The following is a 17679-nucleotide window of genomic DNA, read 5'->3' as shown; positions in this document are numbered from 1 at the left end:
GTCCGGGGCGGCTAGAATGGCGCGCCTGCCCCGAGCGTTTGTATCGGACCCGTATTCTCCCAGCTTCCGACCCCCGTGATCCAGTTCCGTTCGCTTTCCCTCTCGCGCGGTGCCCGCGTCCTCATTGATGGCCTCTCCCTGCAACTGCATCCCGGCTGGCGCGTCGGCGTGGTCGGTGCCAACGGCAGTGGCAAGTCCAGTCTGTTCGCCTTGCTGCGCGGCGAGCTGCACCAGGACCAGGGCGACCTGGAGATTCCCCCGGCCTGGGTGATCGCCCATGTGGCGCAGGAGACGCCAGCGTTGGCCCGTTCCGCGCTGGATTACGTGCTCGACGGCGATGCCGAACTGCGCCGCGTGCAGGACGAGCTGGCGGCGGCCGAGACGGCGCACGATGGCCACCGCGTCGGTGAGCTGCATGCGCGCCTGCAGGAGATCGACGGCTATGCGGCCAATGCGCGCGCTGCCACCTTGCTGCACGGTCTGGGCTTCGGCGACGCCGACTTCACGCGGCCGGTGTCGGATTTCTCGGGCGGCTGGCGCATGCGCCTGAACCTCGCGCAGGCGCTGATGTGCCGCTCCGACCTGCTGTTGCTTGATGAACCGACCAACCACCTGGATCTCGATGCGGTCGTGTGGCTGGAGAAGTGGCTCACCGGCTATCGCGGCACGCTGTTGCTGATCTCGCACGACCGCGACTTCCTCGATGCCTGCGTCACCCACATCGCGCACATCGACCGCCAGAAGCTCACGTTCTACACCGGCAACTACTCCGGCTTCGAAGACCAGCATGCGGCGCAACTGGCGCAGCAACAGGCCATGTTCGAGAAGCAGCAGCGCGAGGCGGCGCACCTGCAGAAATACATCGACCGCTTCCGCGCCCAGGCCACCAAGGCGCGCCAGGCACAGAGCCGGATCAAGGCGCTGGCGCGCATGGAGCGCATCGCGGCGGCGCACGTCGACACCCCTTTCGACTTCGCCTTCCTCGACCCCGAGCGCGCCTCCGACCCGATGGTGACGATCCGCGAGCTGGCCCTGGGCTATGGCGAGCGCAACATCCTGTCCGGCGTGAAGCTGGAGCTGCGCCCCGGTGCGCGCCTGGGGCTGCTGGGCCCCAACGGCGCCGGCAAGTCCACGCTCATCAAGCTGCTGGCTGGTGAGCTGACGCCGCAGGCGGGCACTTTCCTGACCGGCAAGGGGCTGGCCATCGGTTACTTCGCGCAGCACCAACTGGAACAACTGCGGCCGGATGAGTCGCCCTTGCAGCATCTGGTGCGCCAGGAACCGCAGACGCGCGAGCAGGACCTGCGCGACTACCTGGGCGGCTTCGACTTCCGCGGTGCCATGGCGGATGCCGCCATCGGCCCTTTCTCCGGTGGCGAGAAGTCGCGCCTCGCGCTGGCCCTGCTGATCCGCCGCCGGCCCAACCTGCTGCTGCTCGACGAGCCGACCAACCACCTCGACCTGGATATGCGCCAGGCGCTGACCAAGGCGCTGGCCGAGTTCGAGGGCAGCATGGTGCTGGTGAGCCACGACCGCGCCTTGCTGCGCACCGTGTGCGACGACTTCCTGCTGGTGGCGGATGGACAGGCCCAGCCCTTCGATGGTGACCTGGACGATTACCTCGTATGGCTGGACGGCCGGCGCGCCCAGGCGGCGGCGCAGGCGGCCAGCACCGATGCCGGGCAGGACAAGGCGGCACGCATCCAGGCGCGTGCTGATGCGGCGGCCGAGCGGCAGGCCAAGCTGGCGCGTCGTCGCCCCTTGCTCAAGGAAGTCGAGCAGATCGACAAGAAGCTCGCCGCCTGGCAAGGCGAGAAGAAGCTGCTCGACCAGCGCCTGGCCGACCCTGCCTTGTACCAAGGTGGCGACAGTGCGCAATTGCAGGCTTTTCTCAAGCGCCAGGCCGAGCTGGCTGGCTGGATCGAGGAGGCCGAGCTGCGCTGGCTGGACGTGCAGGCCGAGTTGGAAGAGATCGGCGAGGTTTAATGCTGCACTGCGATCAGGGAAAACCGGCATTGCGCGTTTGATCTTGCGCAGGCTTCGCTGCAGCAATTCGCCTGGCGAAGCCGAAAACGCTCTACCACAATGGTCATAGGCCGCCCTCAAGACGGCCCTGCAGACAAGCACTGGAGAGCGAGATGGCAAATTCCGCGGCACGCACCGCATCCCCCGGCATCCTGATGCTGGCCCTGTTGCTCACGGCAACCTCGGCACCTGCTGCCAAACGGGTGGCGCCTGCTGGTTCCGAAGCACACCCACAGCCGACGAAGCACGGGCAGGACGCACGCGAAACCGTCGATCCCAAGCTGCGCTGCGCCTGATTTTGCGCCCAGGCCGGCGCGCGCGCCGGCAAGTCTGCTGACACCACGCTGTCAGCAGCCCCCTCGTATCGTGACGGCTCCTTCAACCCGCAGGAGACAGTCATGAATGCGATCAACTGGTTCGAGATTCCCACCACCGACCTGGCCCGCGCCACGCGCTTCTACGAGCAGGTCCTGGCCTGCGCGCTGCACCAGGAAACCAGCTTCCCCGACATGCCGATGGCCATGTTCCCCTACTCGCAGGGCGAAGGCGTCGGCGGCTGCCTGTGTCAGCACCCGGAATGCCGGCCGCATGCCGATGGTGTGCGCATCTACCTGAATCCGGGCGACGACCTGGCTCCGGCCTTGGCGCGCGTGCCGGCGGCCGGTGGGCAGGTGGTGGTGCCGAAGACGCTGATCCGCGAGGACATCGGCTACTTCGCGCTGTTCAGCGACTTGGATGGCAATATCATCGGCCTCCACTCCCTGCACTGAGACGCGGCAACAGAAGCCAGAACCGCGTCGCAGCGCCCCCATTTTGTTACAGCCCCAGAGCCGCCATGCATCCTGCCAAGGTCGACCGTAGCCGTCTCGACAAGCTGACTGACCTGCCCAACGTCGGCCCGGCCATGGCGGCCGATCTGCGCCTGATGGGCTATCAGCGGCCGGCCGACCTGGCGGGCGTCAGTCCGCTGGACCTGTTCCAGCGGCTGGAGCGGCTGACCGGGCAGCGCCAGGATCCCTGCGTGCTCGATACCTTCGTCTCGATCACCCGCTTTCTGGCCGGCGAGCCGGCTCAACCCTGGTGGGTGTTCAGCGCCGAGCGCAAGCGCGCGCAGGGCGGGTGCTGAGATGCGGCGTGCCGACCGGCTGTTCCGTCTCGTCGAGTTGCTGCGCAGCCGGCACCTGTCCACCGGTGCCTGGCTGGCGGAGCAGTTGCAGGTGTCGTTGCGCACGCTGTACCGCGACATCAGCGATCTCACGCTGTCCGGCGTGCCGATCGAGGGCGAGGCTGGCGTGGGCTACCGGCTGCGGCACAAGATGGACTTGCCGCCGCTGCTGTTCGACAGCAACGAGATCGAGGCCTTGATGATCGGTTCGCGCATGGTCAAGGCCTGGGCCGACCCGGAACTGGCGCGCGCCGCTACGGCTGCGATGGCGAAGATCCACAACGTGCTGCCGACCCTGTTGAAGCGCGAGGCGGAGCTGGCGCGGCTATTCATCCCGCCACGCCGCGAAGAGGCGCCGGCCTGGCTGGGCGAGTTCCGCCATGCAGTGCGCCGTCGCAACATCGTGCGCATCGCCTACACGCGCGAGGACGGCACGCCCTCCGAGCGCGAACTGTGGCCGCTGGGGTTGTTCTTCTGGGGGTATGTGTGGACCTTGGCCGGCTGGTGTTGCCTGCGGAATGACTTCCGCCACTTCCGCGTCGACCGGGTGCGCGAGCTGGAAGTGCTGCCAGAGCGTTTTCCGGATCAGCCGGGGCGACGTCTCAACGATTACTACGACCAGGTCGAGCGCGAGCACGACATCAAGATCGAGCGCGACTGACGCGTCTCGATGAGGAGAAAGACATGGGAGAAGTCGGTCCGGCCGGCCTGCACGCCGTCCTGCGCAAGGGGCTGCGTGCCCGCCTGGCCTGGGTGCTTGAACTGTCGGGGCGGTGCGACTGGGCTGATGCGAGTCAGGCCGGCATCGTGCTCGGCGAACTGGAAATCCTGCTGGCTCACCTGGAGGCGCATCTGTGCTGCGAGGACCAGGTCTTGCACGATGCCGCCATCGAGGGTGATGGCGTCCAGCGTGCGGTGATGGCGGACCACGCACAGCAGCGCGAGGCCTGCCTCATGCTGGCGGGTGATCTGGCCAGGCTGCGTATCGCACCGACGACGACGCGCGAAGCGTCGGCCCTGCGCCTGCAGCGCCGCCTGGCCGTCTTCCTGGCCGACTACATCGAACATATGCTGTGCGAGGACATCGAGTTGGCGCCGCTGCTGCGTGTGCACCTCGGACATGAAGGCTGGCTCCGACGAGAGATGCAAAGCCTGGCCGGTCTGCCGCCCAGCGTGCGCGCACAGTTGTTGGCCTGGGCCCTGCCGGCCGCGAATCCACGGGAATGGCGAGCGCTCGAAGGTGGTTTGGAAGAGGGACTTGCGGTGGGCCGGGTTGGCGACCGGGAGGCGGGGCCGGACGGGCGCCAGGTGTTCCGGCCTCCCTCTGGCGCGGGCTGGATAGCAGAAAGCCCGGCAGGGCCGGGCTCTCAGGGTGGGTGTAGGAATGTGTCTTACACGCCAAATTGTTCGTGGTAGATGAATATCGCGAGAGCCGCGATGGCGTACGGTGCGAGTGCGGTGGCGAGCGCCAGCGCGGTCTCGACGAGGTGGTTCTTGAGGCTTGTGCTGTGGTCGGCGAAGCCGGCATGCAGGGCGGTTTTCATACTGTTCTCCTTGTGCCAGACACCAGGCAAAGCAGCTGCTTTGACCGTGTGACGGGCAATTGATCTGTGGTGTCGTACTGCCGCCCGCAAGCGGGGCGGCCGAGGTGCGTCAGAAGCGAGCGGGCGATGGCTCGGGATGCATCACGTCGCCGTCCGGCATGGCCGGGAGGCGGGACGACAGGGGCATCAACGCAAGGAGAGTGGAATCAACCAGGCGCCTTGCGTTTGCCCCGCTGAAAGTGCGGCTGGACATGGGGTCACCTGTAAGTGGCTGTTTAGGCAATCGAAGTGTAGTCCGCCCACTGCTCGGATGCGGCTAAATGATTGTTCGGATATATTGAACAAACTACGCTGAGCGCACAGGGAGTGGGGCTGATGGAACATTTCGTCGAGCTGAAAACCTTTCTGCTGGTGGCGGAGCTGGGCTCCTTCGCGGCCGCGGCCAAGCGCCTGGGGCTGGCGCGTTCGACCGTCACGACCCAGGTGCAGGCCTTGGAGAAAGCCCTGGGGGTGGCCTTGCTGACGCGCACCACGCGTCACGTGTCGCTGACGGCCGACGGCGAGCGCCTGGTCAAGCGCGCCTCGGTGCTGGTCAGCGGCCTGCAGGAGCTGAGCGAGGAATTCACCCGTCGCGCCGGCCGGGTGGCGGGGCATCTGCATGTGCAGATGACGGAGTCGCTGGCCAATACGCTGGTGCTGCCGCGCCTGCCGGAATTCCTGCGCGCCTACCCCGATCTCTCGATGCGCCTGTCGATGTCGGAGCGCAACCCGGATCTCGCCGAGGAAGGCATCGACGTGGCCGTGCGCCTGTCGCGCGATAAGGATTCGGCCTACCGCTACCGTCGTTTCGGCCAGGTTAACTTCGTGATGGCGGCCAGCCCGGCCTATCTGGCGCGCAACGGCACGCCGCGCCATCCCAACGACTTGCGTCGCCATCGCACCATCGACTTCTTCGATGCGGATGCCGGCAAACCGATCGACTACGTGCTGGGCAAGGGGCGTGAGCAGATCACCGTGCCGGCCGATGGCGACCTGGCGGTCGACAACGCGCGTGCCGGGCTGACCTGCGCGCTGGCCGGGCTGGGCATCTACGAGGACTTCGACTTCCTGCTGCGACCGCAGATCGAGGAGGGCAAGCTGATCCGCGTACTGCCCGACTGGAAACGCCCCGGCCCGATGGTGATCGCGCTGTATCCCGGTGGGCGCCAGCAGTCGGCGCCGCTACGCGCCTTCCTGAAGTTTCTCGATGCCGTGCTCAAGCCTGCGCTTACTGCGCGGCCTGCGCCTTGAACTGCTCGTTGATCGCCTTCTGGCGCTGTTCCATTTCCTGGCGCAACTGGCGGCGCACCTTGGCGGCGGCGCAGCGGCGCTGTTCGTCCGGCGTGCTGGGCGCGAGCGGCGGCACCTGCACCGGCTTGAACGCGTCATCCACCGCCACCATGGTGAAGAAGCAACTGTTGGCGTGGCGCACGATCTTGCTGCGGATGTCTTCGGTGACGACCTTGATGCCGATCTCCATCGAGGTGTTGCCGGTGTAGTTCACCGAAGCGAGGAAGGTGACCAGCTCGCCGACGTGGATCGGTTGGCGGAACATGACCTGGTCCACCGACAGGGTGACGACGTAGCTGCCGGCGTAGCGGCTCGCGCAGGCATAGGCCACCTGGTCTAGCAGCTTGAGCACGGCGCCGCCGTGGACGTTGCCGGAGAAGTTGGCCATGTCGGGCGTCATCAGCACGGTCATGGAGAGCTGGTGGCTGGGAAGGTCGATGTTCATGCGGATGTCCTAGCGGTTGAGCAGTGCCGGCGTGGCCGGTAACCAGTTGCGTAGCGGTTGGGCCACGAAGTCGCGCATGTCGCGACCGACGTGGAACTGAGGTTCGGAAGGGGGAGCAAGTTCCATGCGCTTCTCGCGTTCGGCGACCTGGCGGCGTGCCCGTGCAAAGCTCTGCTGCAGGCTCTCCTCGGGGTTGAAGCCATAGCGCAACAACTCGTCGACGAAGAAGGTGTTGTTGTCGTCCGTGCCGCAGCCGAACGATGAGCGGTCGGCCGCGGCGGCAGTCAGGATCACGCGCTTGTCGGCCCGCAGGGCGGGAATCAGGGAGCCTGAATAGCAGGCCGAGAGGATCAGCACTGTCGGCGTGTCGCGCAGCGGTCGCAGCAGGCGGGCCAGGGCGCGGGCGGAGAGGGGAGGCAGTTCCTTGCCCTCGGCCTGTACGGCGAGGAGCCGGTCGGTGCCGTGTGTGCTGATCAGAACGACGACCAGGTCTTGGGGGCGGACCACCTCACCGATGCTGGCGAGTGCGCGCTGCACGCTCTCGCTGGTGGCGAGCGGGGCGACCAGCGCCTTGTCGGCGGGCGGATTGGCCAGTTGCAGGATGACCGGCGCGGCGACGAGTTCGCGCAGGCGCTGCGCGGCCAGCGCGGTGTCACCCATGAAGGCGGGCGAGGCGTCATGGGCCGCGACGCCCAGAAAGTACAGACGCGGGTTGTCGGCGGCAGGGACGAGGCGGGCGAGTTCGCCCTGCAGCAGGCTTTCGCTCAGGGCGTTCAGGGCGGGCGTGACGGCAGACTGGGCGATGGCGGCAGGGCTGCCGAGCAGGCCGAGCGCGCAGGCCAGCAGAGCGGCATGGCGCGACAGTGCCGAGAACACGGCAGAGAGCAGGGGGCGGGCGGGGCGCATGTCGCCAGTGTAGGGGTGGATGCGGGTGCGTAAAAGCCTGCGGCCATGCCGCCACCGGAGGGTGACGGACATGGCCGCAGGGACCGAGCCAAGCGTGTCCGGCGAGATGAGGCCGGTGTCGTCGCTGGAGTCTTTATTCGCCGAGGTAGGCGGCGCGCACTTCCGGGTTCTTCAGCAGTTCCTCACCGCTGCCGGTCAGGGTGATCCGGCCGCCGTCCATGACGTAGCCGCGCTGGGCGAATTCGAGCGCCAGGTTGGCGTTCTGTTCCACCAGTAGCACGGTGACGCCTTGCGCGGCGACCGATTTCACGACCTCGAAGATCTTCTCCACCACCAGCGGGGCGAGACCCATGGAGGGCTCGTCGAGCAGCAGCAGCTTGGGGCGCGACAGCAGTGCGCGGCCGATGGCCACCATCTGCTGCTCACCGCCCGACAGCGTGCCGGCCACCTGGTGCAGGCGTTCCTTCACCCGCGGCAGCATCTGGTAGACGCGTTCCAGATCGGCCTCGATCTCGGCCTTGTCGTTACGGATGTAGGCGCCCATGTGCAGGTTCTCTTCCACCGTCAGACGGGTGAAGATGCCGCGACCCTCCGGCACCAGGGCCAAGCCCTTGCGCAGGCGCAGGTGGGAGGGCAGGTCGTTGATGCGTTCGCCGTTGTAGACGAGGTCGCCTCCGCTGACCTTGAGTGAACCGGCGATGGTGTTGAGCGTGGTGGTCTTGCCGGCGCCGTTGGCACCGATCAGGCATACCAGCTCGCCCGGCATGAGCTGCAGGTCGATGCCCTTGACCGCCTTGATCTGGCCGTAGGCGACTTCGAGCCCCTTCAGTTGCAGGATGGGATCAGCCATGGTGGGCGCCTCCCAGATAGGCTTCGATCACGGCCTGGTTCTTCTGCACCACGGCAGGCACGTCCTCGGCGATCTTCTTGCCGAAATCCAGCACGGCGACACGGTCGCACAGACCCATCACCAGTTTCACGTCGTGTTCGATCAACAGCACGGTCACACCGTCAGTCCGGATGGTTTCGATGAGGGTCCGCAGTTGCGCGGTCTCGGTTGCGTTCATGCCTGCCGCCGGTTCGTCCAGGGCGAGCAGTTGCGGCTCGGTGGCCAGGGCGCGGGCGATCTCCAGGCGGCGTTGGTCGCCGTAGGAGAGATTCTTCGACACGGTGTTGGCGAAACGCTCGATGCCGACGTACTTGAGCAGTTCGTAGGCGCGCTCGGTGACCAGCTTCTCCTCTTCCTTCGCATGCTTGGTCTGGAACAGGATGTCGATCAGGTTGGCGTGGGTGCGGATGTGATGGCCGGCCATCACGTTCTCCAGCGCCGTCAGCTCGCGGAACAGGCGGATGTTCTGGAAGGTGCGCGCGATGCCGCGCTCCACCACCAGATGCGGCGCACCCTTGGGCAGTTCCGAGCCGGCGAAGACGAACTCGCCGTCTTCCGGGATGTAGGCACCCGTCAACACGTTGAAGAAGGTGGTCTTGCCGGCGCCGTTGGGGCCGATCAGGCCGTAGATCTCACCCTTGCGGATGGTCAGCGAGACATCGGTGAGCGCCTGCAGGCCGCCGAAGCGCTTGCCGACGCCGCGGGCTTCGAGAAGGGTGATGCTCATTGCGCGCCCTCCTTGCCCAGCACCAGCTCCGGCCTGGAGTAGCGCGAGTGGGCCGGCAGCAGGCCGGCGGGACGCAGCAGCATCATCAGGATCATGGCCAGCGAGAGGAGCAGCATGCGCAGCACCTCGGGGTCCAGCAGCACCTTGCCGAAGAGGCTTTGCTGCAGCGGGATGGCGACGTCGCGCAGCACCTCGGGCAGGAAGGACAGGGCCAGCGCGCCGACGATCACGCCACCCAGGTTGCCCATGCCGCCAAACACGATCATGGTCAGGATGGCGATGGACTCCATCAGCGAGAAGGACTCGGGCGAGACGAAGCCCTGGAACGCGCCGAACAGGCCACCGGCCACGCCGCCGAAGGTGGCGCCCATGGCGAAGGCGAGCAGCTTGAGGTTGCGCAGGTTGATGCCGATGGCCTTGGCGGCCAGGTCGTCGTCGCGGATGGCGGCCCAGGCACGGCCGATGCGCGAGACCTGCAGGCGTTGCACCAGGATCACCGAGCCGATCACGAACAGCAGGAACATGTAGTAGTACAGCACCAGGCTATGCACCGACACCGTCTCGGTGATCTGGATGTTGCGCGAGATGTCCCAGCCGAACACGCTCAGCGAGTCCAGCATGTTGATGCCCTGGGGCCCGTTCGTGATGTTGATCGGGTGGTTCAGGTTGTTCATGAAGATGCGCACGATCTCCCCGAAGCCCAGGGTCACGATGGCGAGGTAGTCGCCCCGCAGCCGTAGCACCGGTGCACCGAGGATCAAGCCCGCCAGTGCAGCAAAGGCGGCGCCCAGCGGGAGCACGACGTAGAAAGGCAGGTGCAGGCCGAAGTGTGGGCTGGCCAGGAAGGCCCAGGTGTAGGCGCCGACTGCGTAGAAGGCGATGTAGCCCAGGTCCAGCAGGCCGGCGAAGCCGACCACCAGGTTGAGGCCGATCGCCAGCATGATGTAGAGCAGGGCGAAGTCGAGGATGCGGATCCATGAGCGGCCGAACATGCCGGCCACCAGGGGCGCGGCGATGATGATGGCGATCAGGATCCATTGCGCGACACGTGGATTGCGCGTGCCGAAGAAGGGAATGGCTTGAGCGAGTTCTTTCATGATGCGGATGTCCTCAAGCGCGGTCCGCCACGCGTTCGCCGAGCAGGCCGGTGGGGCGGAAGATCAGCACGACGCCGAGGATGATGAAGGCGAAGATGTCCTGGTAGCTGGAATTGAGGAAGCCAAAGGAGATGTCCTCGATGTAACCGGCGCCGATGGATTCCACCAGGCCCAGCACGATGCCACCGACCATGGCGCCACCGAGGTTGCCGATGCCACCCAGCACCGCAGCGGTGAAGGCCTTGAGGCCCGGCATGAAGCCCATCGCGTAGTGCGCGATGCCGTAGTTGGACGAGAACATGACACCGGCTATCGCGGCCAGGGCCGAACCGATGATGAAGGTGGTCGCAATGATCTTGTTGGTATCCACGCCCATCAGGCCAGCCACGCGGTGATTCTCCGCCGTGGCGCGCATGGCGCGGCCGAGCTTGGTCTTGTTGACCAGCAGGATCAGACCGACCATCAGCAGAGCCGACATGACCAGGATGATGACCTGGGCCGGCGTGATGAACACGCCTTCGATGGGTTGCAGCGGCGCGGTCGAAATCAGTTGCGGGTAGCTGTGGTAATTGCGCCCCCAGATGATCATGGCCAGGGTCTGCAGCAGGAAGGACACACCGATCGCGGTGATCAGCGGGGCCAGGCGTGGCGCATTGCGCAGGCGGCGGTAGGCAGTGCGCTCGATGGTGTAGCCGAGCAAGGCACACACCGGCACGGAGACGCCGAGGCCGATCAGCAGGGTCAGCAGCGGGCCCAGTTCAGGCCAGGTCTTCTGCACGAAGAGGATGGTCTGCAGCGCAACCAGTGCGCCGACCATGAGCACGTCGCCGTGGGCGAAGTTGATCAGTCCCAGGATGCCGTAGACCATCGTGTAGCCCAGGGCGACAAGGGCATAGACGCTGCCAACGACGAGACCGTTTACGATCTGTTGGAGCAAGGTTTCCATATTTGACGATTCGCGGTAGCTATCAAAAAGCGTTCGGCCGATTGTCCTTTAGCCTTGTGAGCGTGAGGATTGGGCCAAATCAAGATTTACATAAATCTGCAAAAAATCAGGGCGCCCGTACTGCTGCGCCCTGATTTCCAGAGTGTGCTCTCAAGCGATTACTTGAGGGCTTCCCACTTGCCGCCCTTGAACTGGTACATGGTGATGGCGCCGAACTTGGTGTCGCCCTTGTCGTCAAAGGCGACCGTGCCAGTCACGCCCTTGAAGTTGACCTTCTTGAGCGCGGGCAGGTACTTGGACGGCTCCACCGAGCCAGCAGCCTTCATCGCTTCGATGATGGCGGCGGCGGCATCGTAGGCGTACGGCGCATAGATCTGCACTTCGGCGCCGAAGCGCTTCTTGAAGCGCTCGCCGAAGGTCTTGTCGGCGATCTGGTCCAGCGGCAGGCCGGCTTGGGTGCAGTAGGCCTTGTCGCTGACGGCGTCGCCGGCCAGCTTGATCAGCTCGGGCGTGCAGCCGCCGTCGCCGGTCACGAACTTGGCGTCGATACCCAGTTGCTTGATCTGCTTGAGCATCGGGCCGCCCTGGGCGTCCATGCCGGTGTAGGCGATCACGTCGGGCTTCTGCGCCTTGATCTTGGTGAGGATGGCGTTGAAGTCGGTGGCCTGGTTGTTGGTGAATTCGCGCGAGGTCACGGTGCCGCCATTGGCCTTGACGCCCTTGTCGACCTCATCTGCCAGACCCTGGCCGTAGGCGGTGCGGTCGTCGATGATGGCGACCTTCTTGCCCAGCTTGGTGGCGGCGTACTTGCCGATCACCGAGCCTTGCTGGACGTCGTTCGCCATGGTGCGGAACACGGTGGCGAAGCCTTGCTGGGTCAGCGTCGGGTTGGTGGCGGACGGCGAGATCATCGGGATGCCGGCCTGGTTGTAGATGCGCGAGGCGGGGATGGTGGTGCCCGAGTTCAGGTGACCCACCACGCCCTTGACGCCGGCGTCGACCAGGCGTTGCGCCACGATGTTGCCGGTCTTGGGGTCGGCCTGGTCGTCTTCACCGACCAGTTCGAACTTCACCTTCTTGCCGCCGATGGTCACGCCCTTGGCGTTGTAGTCCTCGATGGCCAGGCGTGCGCCGTTCTCGTTGTCCTTGCCGAGGTGGGCGATGTTGCCGGTCAGCGGACCGACGTGACCGATCTTCACGACCACTTCCTGGGCACTGACGCTGCCGATGCCGGCCACGATAAGAGCGAGTGCGATCACGGACTTGTTCATCAACTTCCTCCGAATGAATGGGATGGGGCCAAAGGATTCGGCCCGCCGGGCACGCTAAGCGAAATTCAGGCCGAATATTGACCTGACTAGCGAAGCGGATGTTACAGAAGAAAGTAGATTGCGCGGCATCAATTCCGCGGCGGTTCCGTATTCGTAAACCTGTATGTTCGGCTTGCGAAAATCACTCAGAGTTTTCCCGCCTCACCCTCCAGTTTTCGCACGTCGGTAATGAAGTAATTCGTCTCGCCGAAGCAGTCGGTGGGCAGGCCCATATGCTGGGCGTATTGCAGCGAGACCCGCTGTCCCATCAACAGATTGATCTTGTCCACCACGGCCTCGTCGCGCACCGAGAAATGGAACTTCTCGGCCTGCTGGCCGGGCAGCGTGATCAGCGAGAGTTCGCCCTCCCAGGTCTTGCACAGCCAGCCCTTGTGCGAAAGCTTTTGCACATAGCCGGCGCGCTCGCCGGTGGAGTAGGACCAGCTCAGCATCAGCCATAGATAAAGCAGGAACAGCAGGGCCACGACGGCCAGGCCGATCAGGGCAATCTTCAGTGCCGCGCCACGCTGCATTGTGGTGCGCATTCGGGCGACGGCGTTCGGGCTTGGTGCGTGCATGCTTCTCTCCGGTTCGTTTTCTAGGGCGGGTGCGGCGGTCGCGCAAGCTTAACCGTGCTTCATGCCCGCTGTGTGTCGGGCAGGCCCCGTCGGTACTGGATGGCCTCCGCGACATGGGCGTTGGCGATATCGGCACTGCCCGCCAGGTCGGCGATGCTGCGCGCCACTTTCAATGTGCGGTGGTAGGCGCGGGCCGACAGGCCCAGGCGCTCGATGAACTGGCGTAGCAGCGCGCGCGCAGCGTCGGCGCATGCCCCATGGCGGTCGATGCCGGCGGCATCGAGATGTGCATTGGGCATGCCCTGGCGCGCCATCTGCAACTGGCGTGCCCGGATCACGCGCTGGCGGACCTGGGCGCTGGTCTCGCCCGCCGGGCTGTCGTCGAAGCTGGCGAGGTCGGGCACGCCGACCTCCAGTGCGAGGTCGATGCGGTCTAGGAAGGGGCCCGACAGCTTGGCGCGGTAGCGCGCCACCTGGTCCGGCGTGCAGCGGCAGGGGCGGGTCGGGTGGCCCAGCAGGCCGCAGGGGCAGGGGTTCATCGCGGCGACGAGCTGGAAGCGGGCCGGGAAGTCGACCCGCCGCGCCGCGCGAGAGACGGTGATGACGCCCGTTTCCAGCGGTTCGCGCAGGGCCTCCAGCACGCGGCGGTCGAACTCCGGCAACTCGTCGAGAAACAGCACGCCCTGGTGGGCCAGGCTGATTTCGCCGGGACGCGGGTCGGTGCCGCCTGTAGGAAATAAAATTATTCTTAACTGACGGCGGTTTTTCGATAGAAATAAACTTAAATGCCTTGCGGCACAAGGCTTTCGGCGACAGGCGTAGAGTGGTCGGCACGATCGCATTTCCTTGATCATCCGCATCTGTTTGGGCAGTTTTTCCGGCGGAGAAGCCTAGAACGCATACCATTTAAGTTTAATTTTATTGACCGGGTGACCGCCGTGTCAGTGCGACCAATCCCCATCAGCACCCGGAGCATCACGGGCCAGCACGCCTTCCAGGCTGCCGGCTTTGAGTCGGCCCTTGAGCGCGACTTCGTCACTGTATGCGCATTCGATCCAGACGTGGATACCGTGGTGTCCCAGCCGGTCTGCGTGTCGTATGTCGGGTGGCGAGGCAGGACCTTTCCCTACACCCCGGATTACCTGGTCACTTACCGTATTGGTGCATCCGGGGCGCCCGTTGCACCAACTCGGCTCTGTGAGGTCAAGTACGAGACGGAGCTGCAAGAGAAGCGCGAGGAGTTCAAAGCCAAGTTCGCTGCGGCGGCCAACTACGCCCAGGAGCGGGGGTGGGACTTCGAGGTCGTCACCGATGTGACCATCCGCACGCCGCGGCTGGAGAGTGCCAAGTTTCTGCTCGGCTTCCGCGGCCGCGACATCGATCCTGACCTAGAGATCAGGATCGGCACCTACGTGGCGGACCACGAGGGTTGCACCGTGGCCAACGTATTGGATGCATTGGCGCCTGCACCGGCGGAGCGGTTGGTCTGCCTGCCTGCAATCTGGACGATGGTCAGCGAGTTCCGACTCCGGACGTCCCTTGATCGCCCCTTGACCAACAAGGCAGCCCTCTCCATTGGTCCAGCATTCGGGGCGAGAGATGATCGCTGAACGTTTCCTGTTCCCCGGCAAGATCGTCTTTGCTGAAGGGAAGCGCTGGGTGATCGTCAAACCGGTATCCGCGGACACGCTGCTTCTCCGGCTCCTAGATGGAAACCGGCTGGCAACCATCCACGCCTCAGAGGTCTCAACTCTGCCCCCTCCGCAGGCGAACGAGCGAGCGCGTAGCCGCGTCGACCTTGCGGTGGTCCCGGAAGGTGCTTGGGCTCGCGCAAAAGAGCGCCTAGCGTTGATCAAGCCACTCCTGGAGCTCGGGGCCAAGCGAACGTCGAAAGACGTCCTGGAGGTGGCCCAGCAGGCCGGCAAGTCGACTGTGACGCTGTATGCCTGGATCAGGGCATACCAGCGGAGCGGCGGAGAACTGCTGTCCCTCGTGCGTGCCGGTCGCAGTGACAAGGGGCGAACTCGGCTGCATCCCGAAGTCGAGCAGATCGTGCAGGAAGCAATCAAGACGGAGTACCTGGTCCAGGAGCGTCCAGATCTGGCCGCCCTGGTGGGGTGGATTCAGACGGTGTGTGCAAAGAAGGGGCTTCGCCCCCCCGACCCTCTGACGGTAAAGGCGCGGATCAACGCTTTGCCGCCGAGGGAGGTCGTGGCAAAAAGGTACGGACACAAGGTGGCGCGAGAGACCTACATGCCGCTGTTCGGAAGTTTCCCGGGGGCAGACTACCCGCTTGCGGTAGTGCAGATCGACCACTCTCCGTTGGACATCATCTTCGTTGACGAAGTTGATCGCAAACCCATCGGACGCGGCTACATCACGCTGGCGATCGACGTGTTCAGTCGGATGGTTCTGGGGTTCTACATCTCACTAGATCCACCTGGAGCGTTTTCGACTGGAGCGTGCCTGTCGCACGCAATGCTCCCTAAGGAAGAGTGGTTGGCCCAGTTCGGGATCACTGACTCATGGCCGTGCTGGGGCATTCCGCGGATGATCCATGCAGACAATGCCAAGGAGTTTCGAGGCTCCATGCTGCAGCGTGCCTGCGAGCAGTACGGCATCACGCTGCAGAATCGCCCAAAGGGCCAGCCGCACTATGGCGGACACGTTGAGCGCTACTTCCGGAACGTCATGAGGTGGGTGCAGCTTCATCGTGGGACGGTCTTCTCAAGCGTGGCCAAGAAGTTCGACTATGACTCCGAGAAGCGCGCGGTCATGACGATGAGGGAGTTTGAAGAAGCCTTCACGATTTTCGTCGTCAAGATGTATCACCAGAAGTTGCATCACGGCATCCGCACGACTCCGATCCAGAAGTACCAAGAGGGCTTGCTTGGTGGAGATGACGCACCAGGCATTGGCCTGCCTGCGCCGATCCGCGACCCGGAGCGCCTGCGACTGGATTTCTTGCCGTTCGAGGAAAGAAGTATCCAGCAGAACGGAGTGGTGATCGACTACGTCGAGTACTACCACGATGCACTGCGGCGATGGGTGAAGGCGCCCGACCCAAAGAACCCCAAGAAGGGCAGGCAGTTCATCTTCCGCGTCGACTATCGAGACATCAGCGAGATCTACTTTCTCGATCCGGAACTTAACGATTACTTTGTCATACCATATCGGGACCTCACGCTTCCGCGGGTCAGTAGGTGGGAAGCGCGTGCGGCCAGGGAGCGCCTGCAGGAAAAAGGACTGTCGAGCATCAATCAGCAGCTCATCTTCGAGGGGATCGCAGAGACGCGCGAGATCCATGAGCGAGCGACTGAAAAGACCAAGAAAGCGCGGCGCCAGCAGCAGCGACGTACAGAAAACGAGCGGGCGAGAAAGAAAAAAGTGACGGAGACAAAACCCCCCAAGGCTGTTGTGACTCCAGACCAGCCGCAAGACTCCGGCGCCGACGACGTTCAGCCGTTTGATGACATTTGGGTGGATTCATGAGCGCACTGAGTCATCTCCATGAGAGCGCCGCCGAGGTGGTGCTGGATCAAAGCAAGGATCGCCTTGAGTTCTTGGCGAAGGATCGATGGATCCCGTATCCCGCCGCCATGGAAATCCTTGAGAAGCTTAAGTCATGGATAGGTCGGCCGCGCTCGATGCGCCCGCCATGTATGTTGGTTGTGGCGAGCAGCAACAACGGCAAATCCAGCCTCGTGAACGAGTTCGTGCGGAGGTATCCGTCGGACCCCAATGTAGAGGGAGAGGTCGCGTACGTACCGGTTCTTCTGGTGCCGCAGCTCACACGTCCCGACGAGGCCGGCCTGTACGAGAACATCCTGGACAAGCTGATGGTGCCTTTCAATCCTCGCACCAAAACGTCTGAGAAGCAGCGGCAGGTCATCGAGGTCCTTAAGCGTGTTCAGCCACAGGTTCTGGCCATCGACGAGATCAACAACCTCCTTGCCGGCGCGGTAACGGCACAGAAGCAGGTGCTCAACGCGATCCGAGTGATCTCCAACGAGGCGAAACTTCCGATAGTCGCGCTAGGAACAAAAGACGCGCTGAGTGTCCTTCAGAGTGATCCACAGCTGAAGAACCGATTCGAGCCGCAGTACCTCCCTCGTTGGGAGGCAAACGAAGGCTTCAGGCGCCTCCTCGCCTCGTTCGAGAGGGTACTCCCGCTCGCGGAGCCATCAAACTTGCAGGACAGGCTTTTTGCGGCGGAGATTCACAGCAAGTGCGAGGGGCTGATTGGCGAGCTGAGCCTGCTGCTGACAGCTGCGGCCACGTGGTCGATTAAGAATGGGAAGGAGTGCATCGATCGAGAGTCGATCGCGAAGTCGGGGTATGTGCCTTCCAGCAAGCGGCATACGGCAATTCCGAACTTGTAGACTGGATAAAGTTGATGTTGCTCGCCGTACATCGTTTGCGTGTTGGCGAACCAAGGCTCTCGGGTCAGAACCCGCTCCCGAAGCGCTTGGTGCGCGGGCTTGGTCATGAGGCGCATTGCCACATACGCTTAGCCCAGAATGGGGCACTAATAACAGGTGAAGAGTAAGTGGCGAAGAACCGGGACGATTTCACGGAGGGCACCAGGCGCCAGATCGGACAGCGCGCAGGATGGTTATGTAGCTTCCCTGGTTGCCGCACACCAACTGAGGGCTCTACTGCGGATGATGTAGGACGCATAAGTGTGGGCACTGCTGCCCATATCTGTGCCGCCGCAC

20 protein-coding genes are annotated in these 17679 nt (G+C 64.2%); 10 read left to right on the top strand and 10 right to left on the bottom strand.

What is annotated here, in order from left to right:
• Nucleotides 1-75 precede the first annotated feature (75 nt).
• The 6 genes from NMB43_RS17435 (at nt 76) to NMB43_RS17410 (ending at nt 4606) form a co-directional block, all read left to right on the top strand.
• The gene (locus NMB43_RS17435; RefSeq protein ID WP_494349434.1) at nt 76-1986 is read left to right on the top strand and encodes an ATP-binding cassette domain-containing protein; all 1911 of its coding nucleotides are present in this window, start codon (nt 76-78) and stop codon (nt 1984-1986) included.
• A 152-nt stretch (nt 1987-2138) separates the two neighbouring features.
• A complete protein-coding gene (locus NMB43_RS17430) occupies nt 2139-2321 on the top strand; it encodes a hypothetical protein (RefSeq protein ID WP_494349433.1) in 183 nt (60 codons plus the stop codon).
• A gap of 102 nt (nt 2322-2423) precedes the next feature.
• Nucleotides 2424-2795: a VOC family protein gene (locus NMB43_RS17425; protein ID WP_494349432.1), complete on the top strand. Its 372-nt coding sequence runs from the start codon at nt 2424-2426 to the stop codon at nt 2793-2795.
• A 65-nt stretch (nt 2796-2860) separates the two neighbouring features.
• On the top strand, nt 2861-3151 hold the full coding sequence (locus NMB43_RS17420) for a helix-hairpin-helix domain-containing protein (RefSeq protein WP_494349431.1): 291 nt from the start codon (nt 2861-2863) through the stop codon (nt 3149-3151).
• A gap of 1 nt (nt 3152) precedes the next feature.
• Nucleotides 3153-3851, top strand: coding sequence for a helix-turn-helix transcriptional regulator (locus tag NMB43_RS17415; RefSeq protein ID WP_494349430.1), 699 nt, complete (start codon nt 3153-3155; stop codon nt 3849-3851).
• A 23-nt stretch (nt 3852-3874) separates the two neighbouring features.
• Nucleotides 3875-4606, top strand: coding sequence for a hemerythrin domain-containing protein (locus NMB43_RS17410; protein ID WP_494349429.1), 732 nt, complete (start codon nt 3875-3877; stop codon nt 4604-4606).
• Here the strand turns inward: NMB43_RS17410 and NMB43_RS17405 are convergent.
• Nucleotides 4582-4734 carry a hypothetical protein gene (locus tag NMB43_RS17405; protein ID WP_494349428.1) on the bottom strand — a complete coding sequence of 51 codons (153 nt, stop codon included), beginning with the start codon at nt 4732-4734 and terminating at the stop codon, nt 4582-4584. The two genes, NMB43_RS17410 and NMB43_RS17405, sit on opposite strands and share 25 nt — an antisense overlap.
• Nucleotides 4735-5109: 375 nt before the next feature.
• Between NMB43_RS17405 and NMB43_RS17400 the strand changes: the two genes are divergently transcribed.
• Nucleotides 5110-6024 (top strand): LysR family transcriptional regulator, encoded by a 915-nt coding sequence (locus NMB43_RS17400; protein ID WP_494349427.1) that lies wholly within the window; start codon nt 5110-5112, stop codon nt 6022-6024.
• Here NMB43_RS17400 and NMB43_RS17395 read toward each other — a convergent pair.
• From NMB43_RS17395 to NMB43_RS17355, 9 genes are all read right to left on the bottom strand, one after another.
• The gene (locus NMB43_RS17395) at nt 6002-6502 is read right to left on the bottom strand and encodes an acyl-CoA thioesterase (RefSeq protein WP_494352164.1); all 501 of its coding nucleotides are present in this window, start codon (nt 6500-6502) and stop codon (nt 6002-6004) included. The two genes, NMB43_RS17400 and NMB43_RS17395, sit on opposite strands and share 23 nt — an antisense overlap.
• 15 nt (nt 6503-6517) lie before the next feature.
• Nucleotides 6518-7414 carry a C13 family peptidase gene (locus NMB43_RS17390; protein WP_494349426.1) on the bottom strand — a complete coding sequence of 299 codons (897 nt, stop codon included), beginning with the start codon at nt 7412-7414 and terminating at the stop codon, nt 6518-6520.
• A gap of 133 nt (nt 7415-7547) precedes the next feature.
• Complete coding sequence (locus NMB43_RS17385; protein WP_494349425.1) at nt 7548-8264, bottom strand: ABC transporter ATP-binding protein; 717 nt, start codon at nt 8262-8264, stop codon at nt 7548-7550.
• Entirely contained in the window at nt 8257-9030 is a 774-nt protein-coding gene (locus NMB43_RS17380) for an ABC transporter ATP-binding protein (RefSeq protein WP_494349424.1), read from the bottom strand. Before NMB43_RS17380 ends, NMB43_RS17385 begins: the two co-directional genes overlap by 8 nt.
• A complete protein-coding gene (locus NMB43_RS17375; RefSeq protein WP_494349423.1) occupies nt 9027-10127 on the bottom strand; it encodes an ABC transporter permease subunit in 1101 nt (366 codons plus the stop codon). Before NMB43_RS17375 ends, NMB43_RS17380 begins: the two co-directional genes overlap by 4 nt.
• Before the next feature lie 13 nt (nt 10128-10140).
• On the bottom strand, nt 10141-11073 hold the full coding sequence (locus NMB43_RS17370) for a branched-chain amino acid ABC transporter permease (RefSeq protein ID WP_494349422.1): 933 nt from the start codon (nt 11071-11073) through the stop codon (nt 10141-10143).
• Between the two features lie 158 nt (nt 11074-11231).
• Nucleotides 11232-12344: a branched-chain amino acid ABC transporter substrate-binding protein gene (locus NMB43_RS17365; RefSeq protein ID WP_494349421.1), complete on the bottom strand. Its 1113-nt coding sequence runs from the start codon at nt 12342-12344 to the stop codon at nt 11232-11234.
• Between the two features lie 185 nt (nt 12345-12529).
• The gene (locus tag NMB43_RS17360) at nt 12530-12961 is read right to left on the bottom strand and encodes a DUF8785 domain-containing protein (RefSeq protein ID WP_494349420.1); all 432 of its coding nucleotides are present in this window, start codon (nt 12959-12961) and stop codon (nt 12530-12532) included.
• Between the two features lie 59 nt (nt 12962-13020).
• Nucleotides 13021-13641, bottom strand: a complete 621-nt coding sequence (locus tag NMB43_RS17355) for an ATP-binding protein (protein ID WP_494349419.1) — start codon at nt 13639-13641, stop codon at nt 13021-13023.
• 381 nt (nt 13642-14022) lie between these two features.
• On the opposite strand from NMB43_RS17355, the gene NMB43_RS17350 reads away from it, so the two are divergent.
• Genes NMB43_RS17350 through NMB43_RS17340 form a run of 3 tightly spaced genes read left to right on the top strand, consistent with a single transcriptional unit; the run spans nt 14023 to nt 17343 of the window.
• Complete coding sequence (locus tag NMB43_RS17350) at nt 14023-14571, top strand: Tn7 transposase TnsA N-terminal domain-containing protein (protein ID WP_494349418.1); 549 nt, start codon at nt 14023-14025, stop codon at nt 14569-14571.
• Entirely contained in the window at nt 14561-16453 is a 1893-nt protein-coding gene (locus tag NMB43_RS17345; RefSeq protein ID WP_494349417.1) for a transposase, read from the top strand. Before NMB43_RS17350 ends, NMB43_RS17345 begins: the two co-directional genes overlap by 11 nt.
• On the top strand, nt 16450-17343 hold the full coding sequence (locus NMB43_RS17340) for a TniB family NTP-binding protein (protein ID WP_494349416.1): 894 nt from the start codon (nt 16450-16452) through the stop codon (nt 17341-17343). The genes NMB43_RS17345 and NMB43_RS17340 overlap by 4 nt, the downstream gene beginning before the upstream one ends.
• The last annotated feature ends 336 nt before the right edge of the window (nt 17344-17679 follow it).

It is taken from the genome of Uliginosibacterium sangjuense, assembly GCF_059132465.1.
Note: the sequence above shows the minus strand (reverse complement) of the source record. Positions and strands in the feature narration are given on the sequence as shown.

Coding starts and splice junctions, on each gene's coding strand:
- NMB43_RS17430 (WP_494349433.1), top strand. CDS start 2,139: ATGGCAAATTCCGCGGCACGCACCGCATCCCCCGGCATCCTGATGCTG.
- NMB43_RS17425 (WP_494349432.1), top strand. CDS start 2,424: ATGAATGCGATCAACTGGTTCGAGATTCCCACCACCGACCTGGCCCGC.
- NMB43_RS17420 (WP_494349431.1), top strand. CDS start 2,861: ATGCATCCTGCCAAGGTCGACCGTAGCCGTCTCGACAAGCTGACTGAC.
- NMB43_RS17415 (WP_494349430.1), top strand. CDS start 3,153: ATGCGGCGTGCCGACCGGCTGTTCCGTCTCGTCGAGTTGCTGCGCAGC.
- NMB43_RS17410 (WP_494349429.1), top strand. CDS start 3,875: ATGGGAGAAGTCGGTCCGGCCGGCCTGCACGCCGTCCTGCGCAAGGGG.
- NMB43_RS17405 (WP_494349428.1), bottom strand. CDS start 4,734: ATGAAAACCGCCCTGCATGCCGGCTTCGCCGACCACAGCACAAGCCTC.
- NMB43_RS17400 (WP_494349427.1), top strand. CDS start 5,110: ATGGAACATTTCGTCGAGCTGAAAACCTTTCTGCTGGTGGCGGAGCTG.
- NMB43_RS17390 (WP_494349426.1), bottom strand. CDS start 7,414: ATGCGCCCCGCCCGCCCCCTGCTCTCTGCCGTGTTCTCGGCACTGTCG.
- NMB43_RS17385 (WP_494349425.1), bottom strand. CDS start 8,264: ATGGCTGATCCCATCCTGCAACTGAAGGGGCTCGAAGTCGCCTACGGC.
- NMB43_RS17380 (WP_494349424.1), bottom strand. CDS start 9,030: ATGAGCATCACCCTTCTCGAAGCCCGCGGCGTCGGCAAGCGCTTCGGC.
- NMB43_RS17375 (WP_494349423.1), bottom strand. CDS start 10,127: ATGAAAGAACTCGCTCAAGCCATTCCCTTCTTCGGCACGCGCAATCCA.
- NMB43_RS17370 (WP_494349422.1), bottom strand. CDS start 11,073: ATGGAAACCTTGCTCCAACAGATCGTAAACGGTCTCGTCGTTGGCAGC.
- NMB43_RS17365 (WP_494349421.1), bottom strand. CDS start 12,344: ATGAACAAGTCCGTGATCGCACTCGCTCTTATCGTGGCCGGCATCGGC.
- NMB43_RS17360 (WP_494349420.1), bottom strand. CDS start 12,961: ATGCACGCACCAAGCCCGAACGCCGTCGCCCGAATGCGCACCACAATG.
- NMB43_RS17345 (WP_494349417.1), top strand. CDS start 14,561: ATGATCGCTGAACGTTTCCTGTTCCCCGGCAAGATCGTCTTTGCTGAA.
- NMB43_RS17340 (WP_494349416.1), top strand. CDS start 16,450: ATGAGCGCACTGAGTCATCTCCATGAGAGCGCCGCCGAGGTGGTGCTG.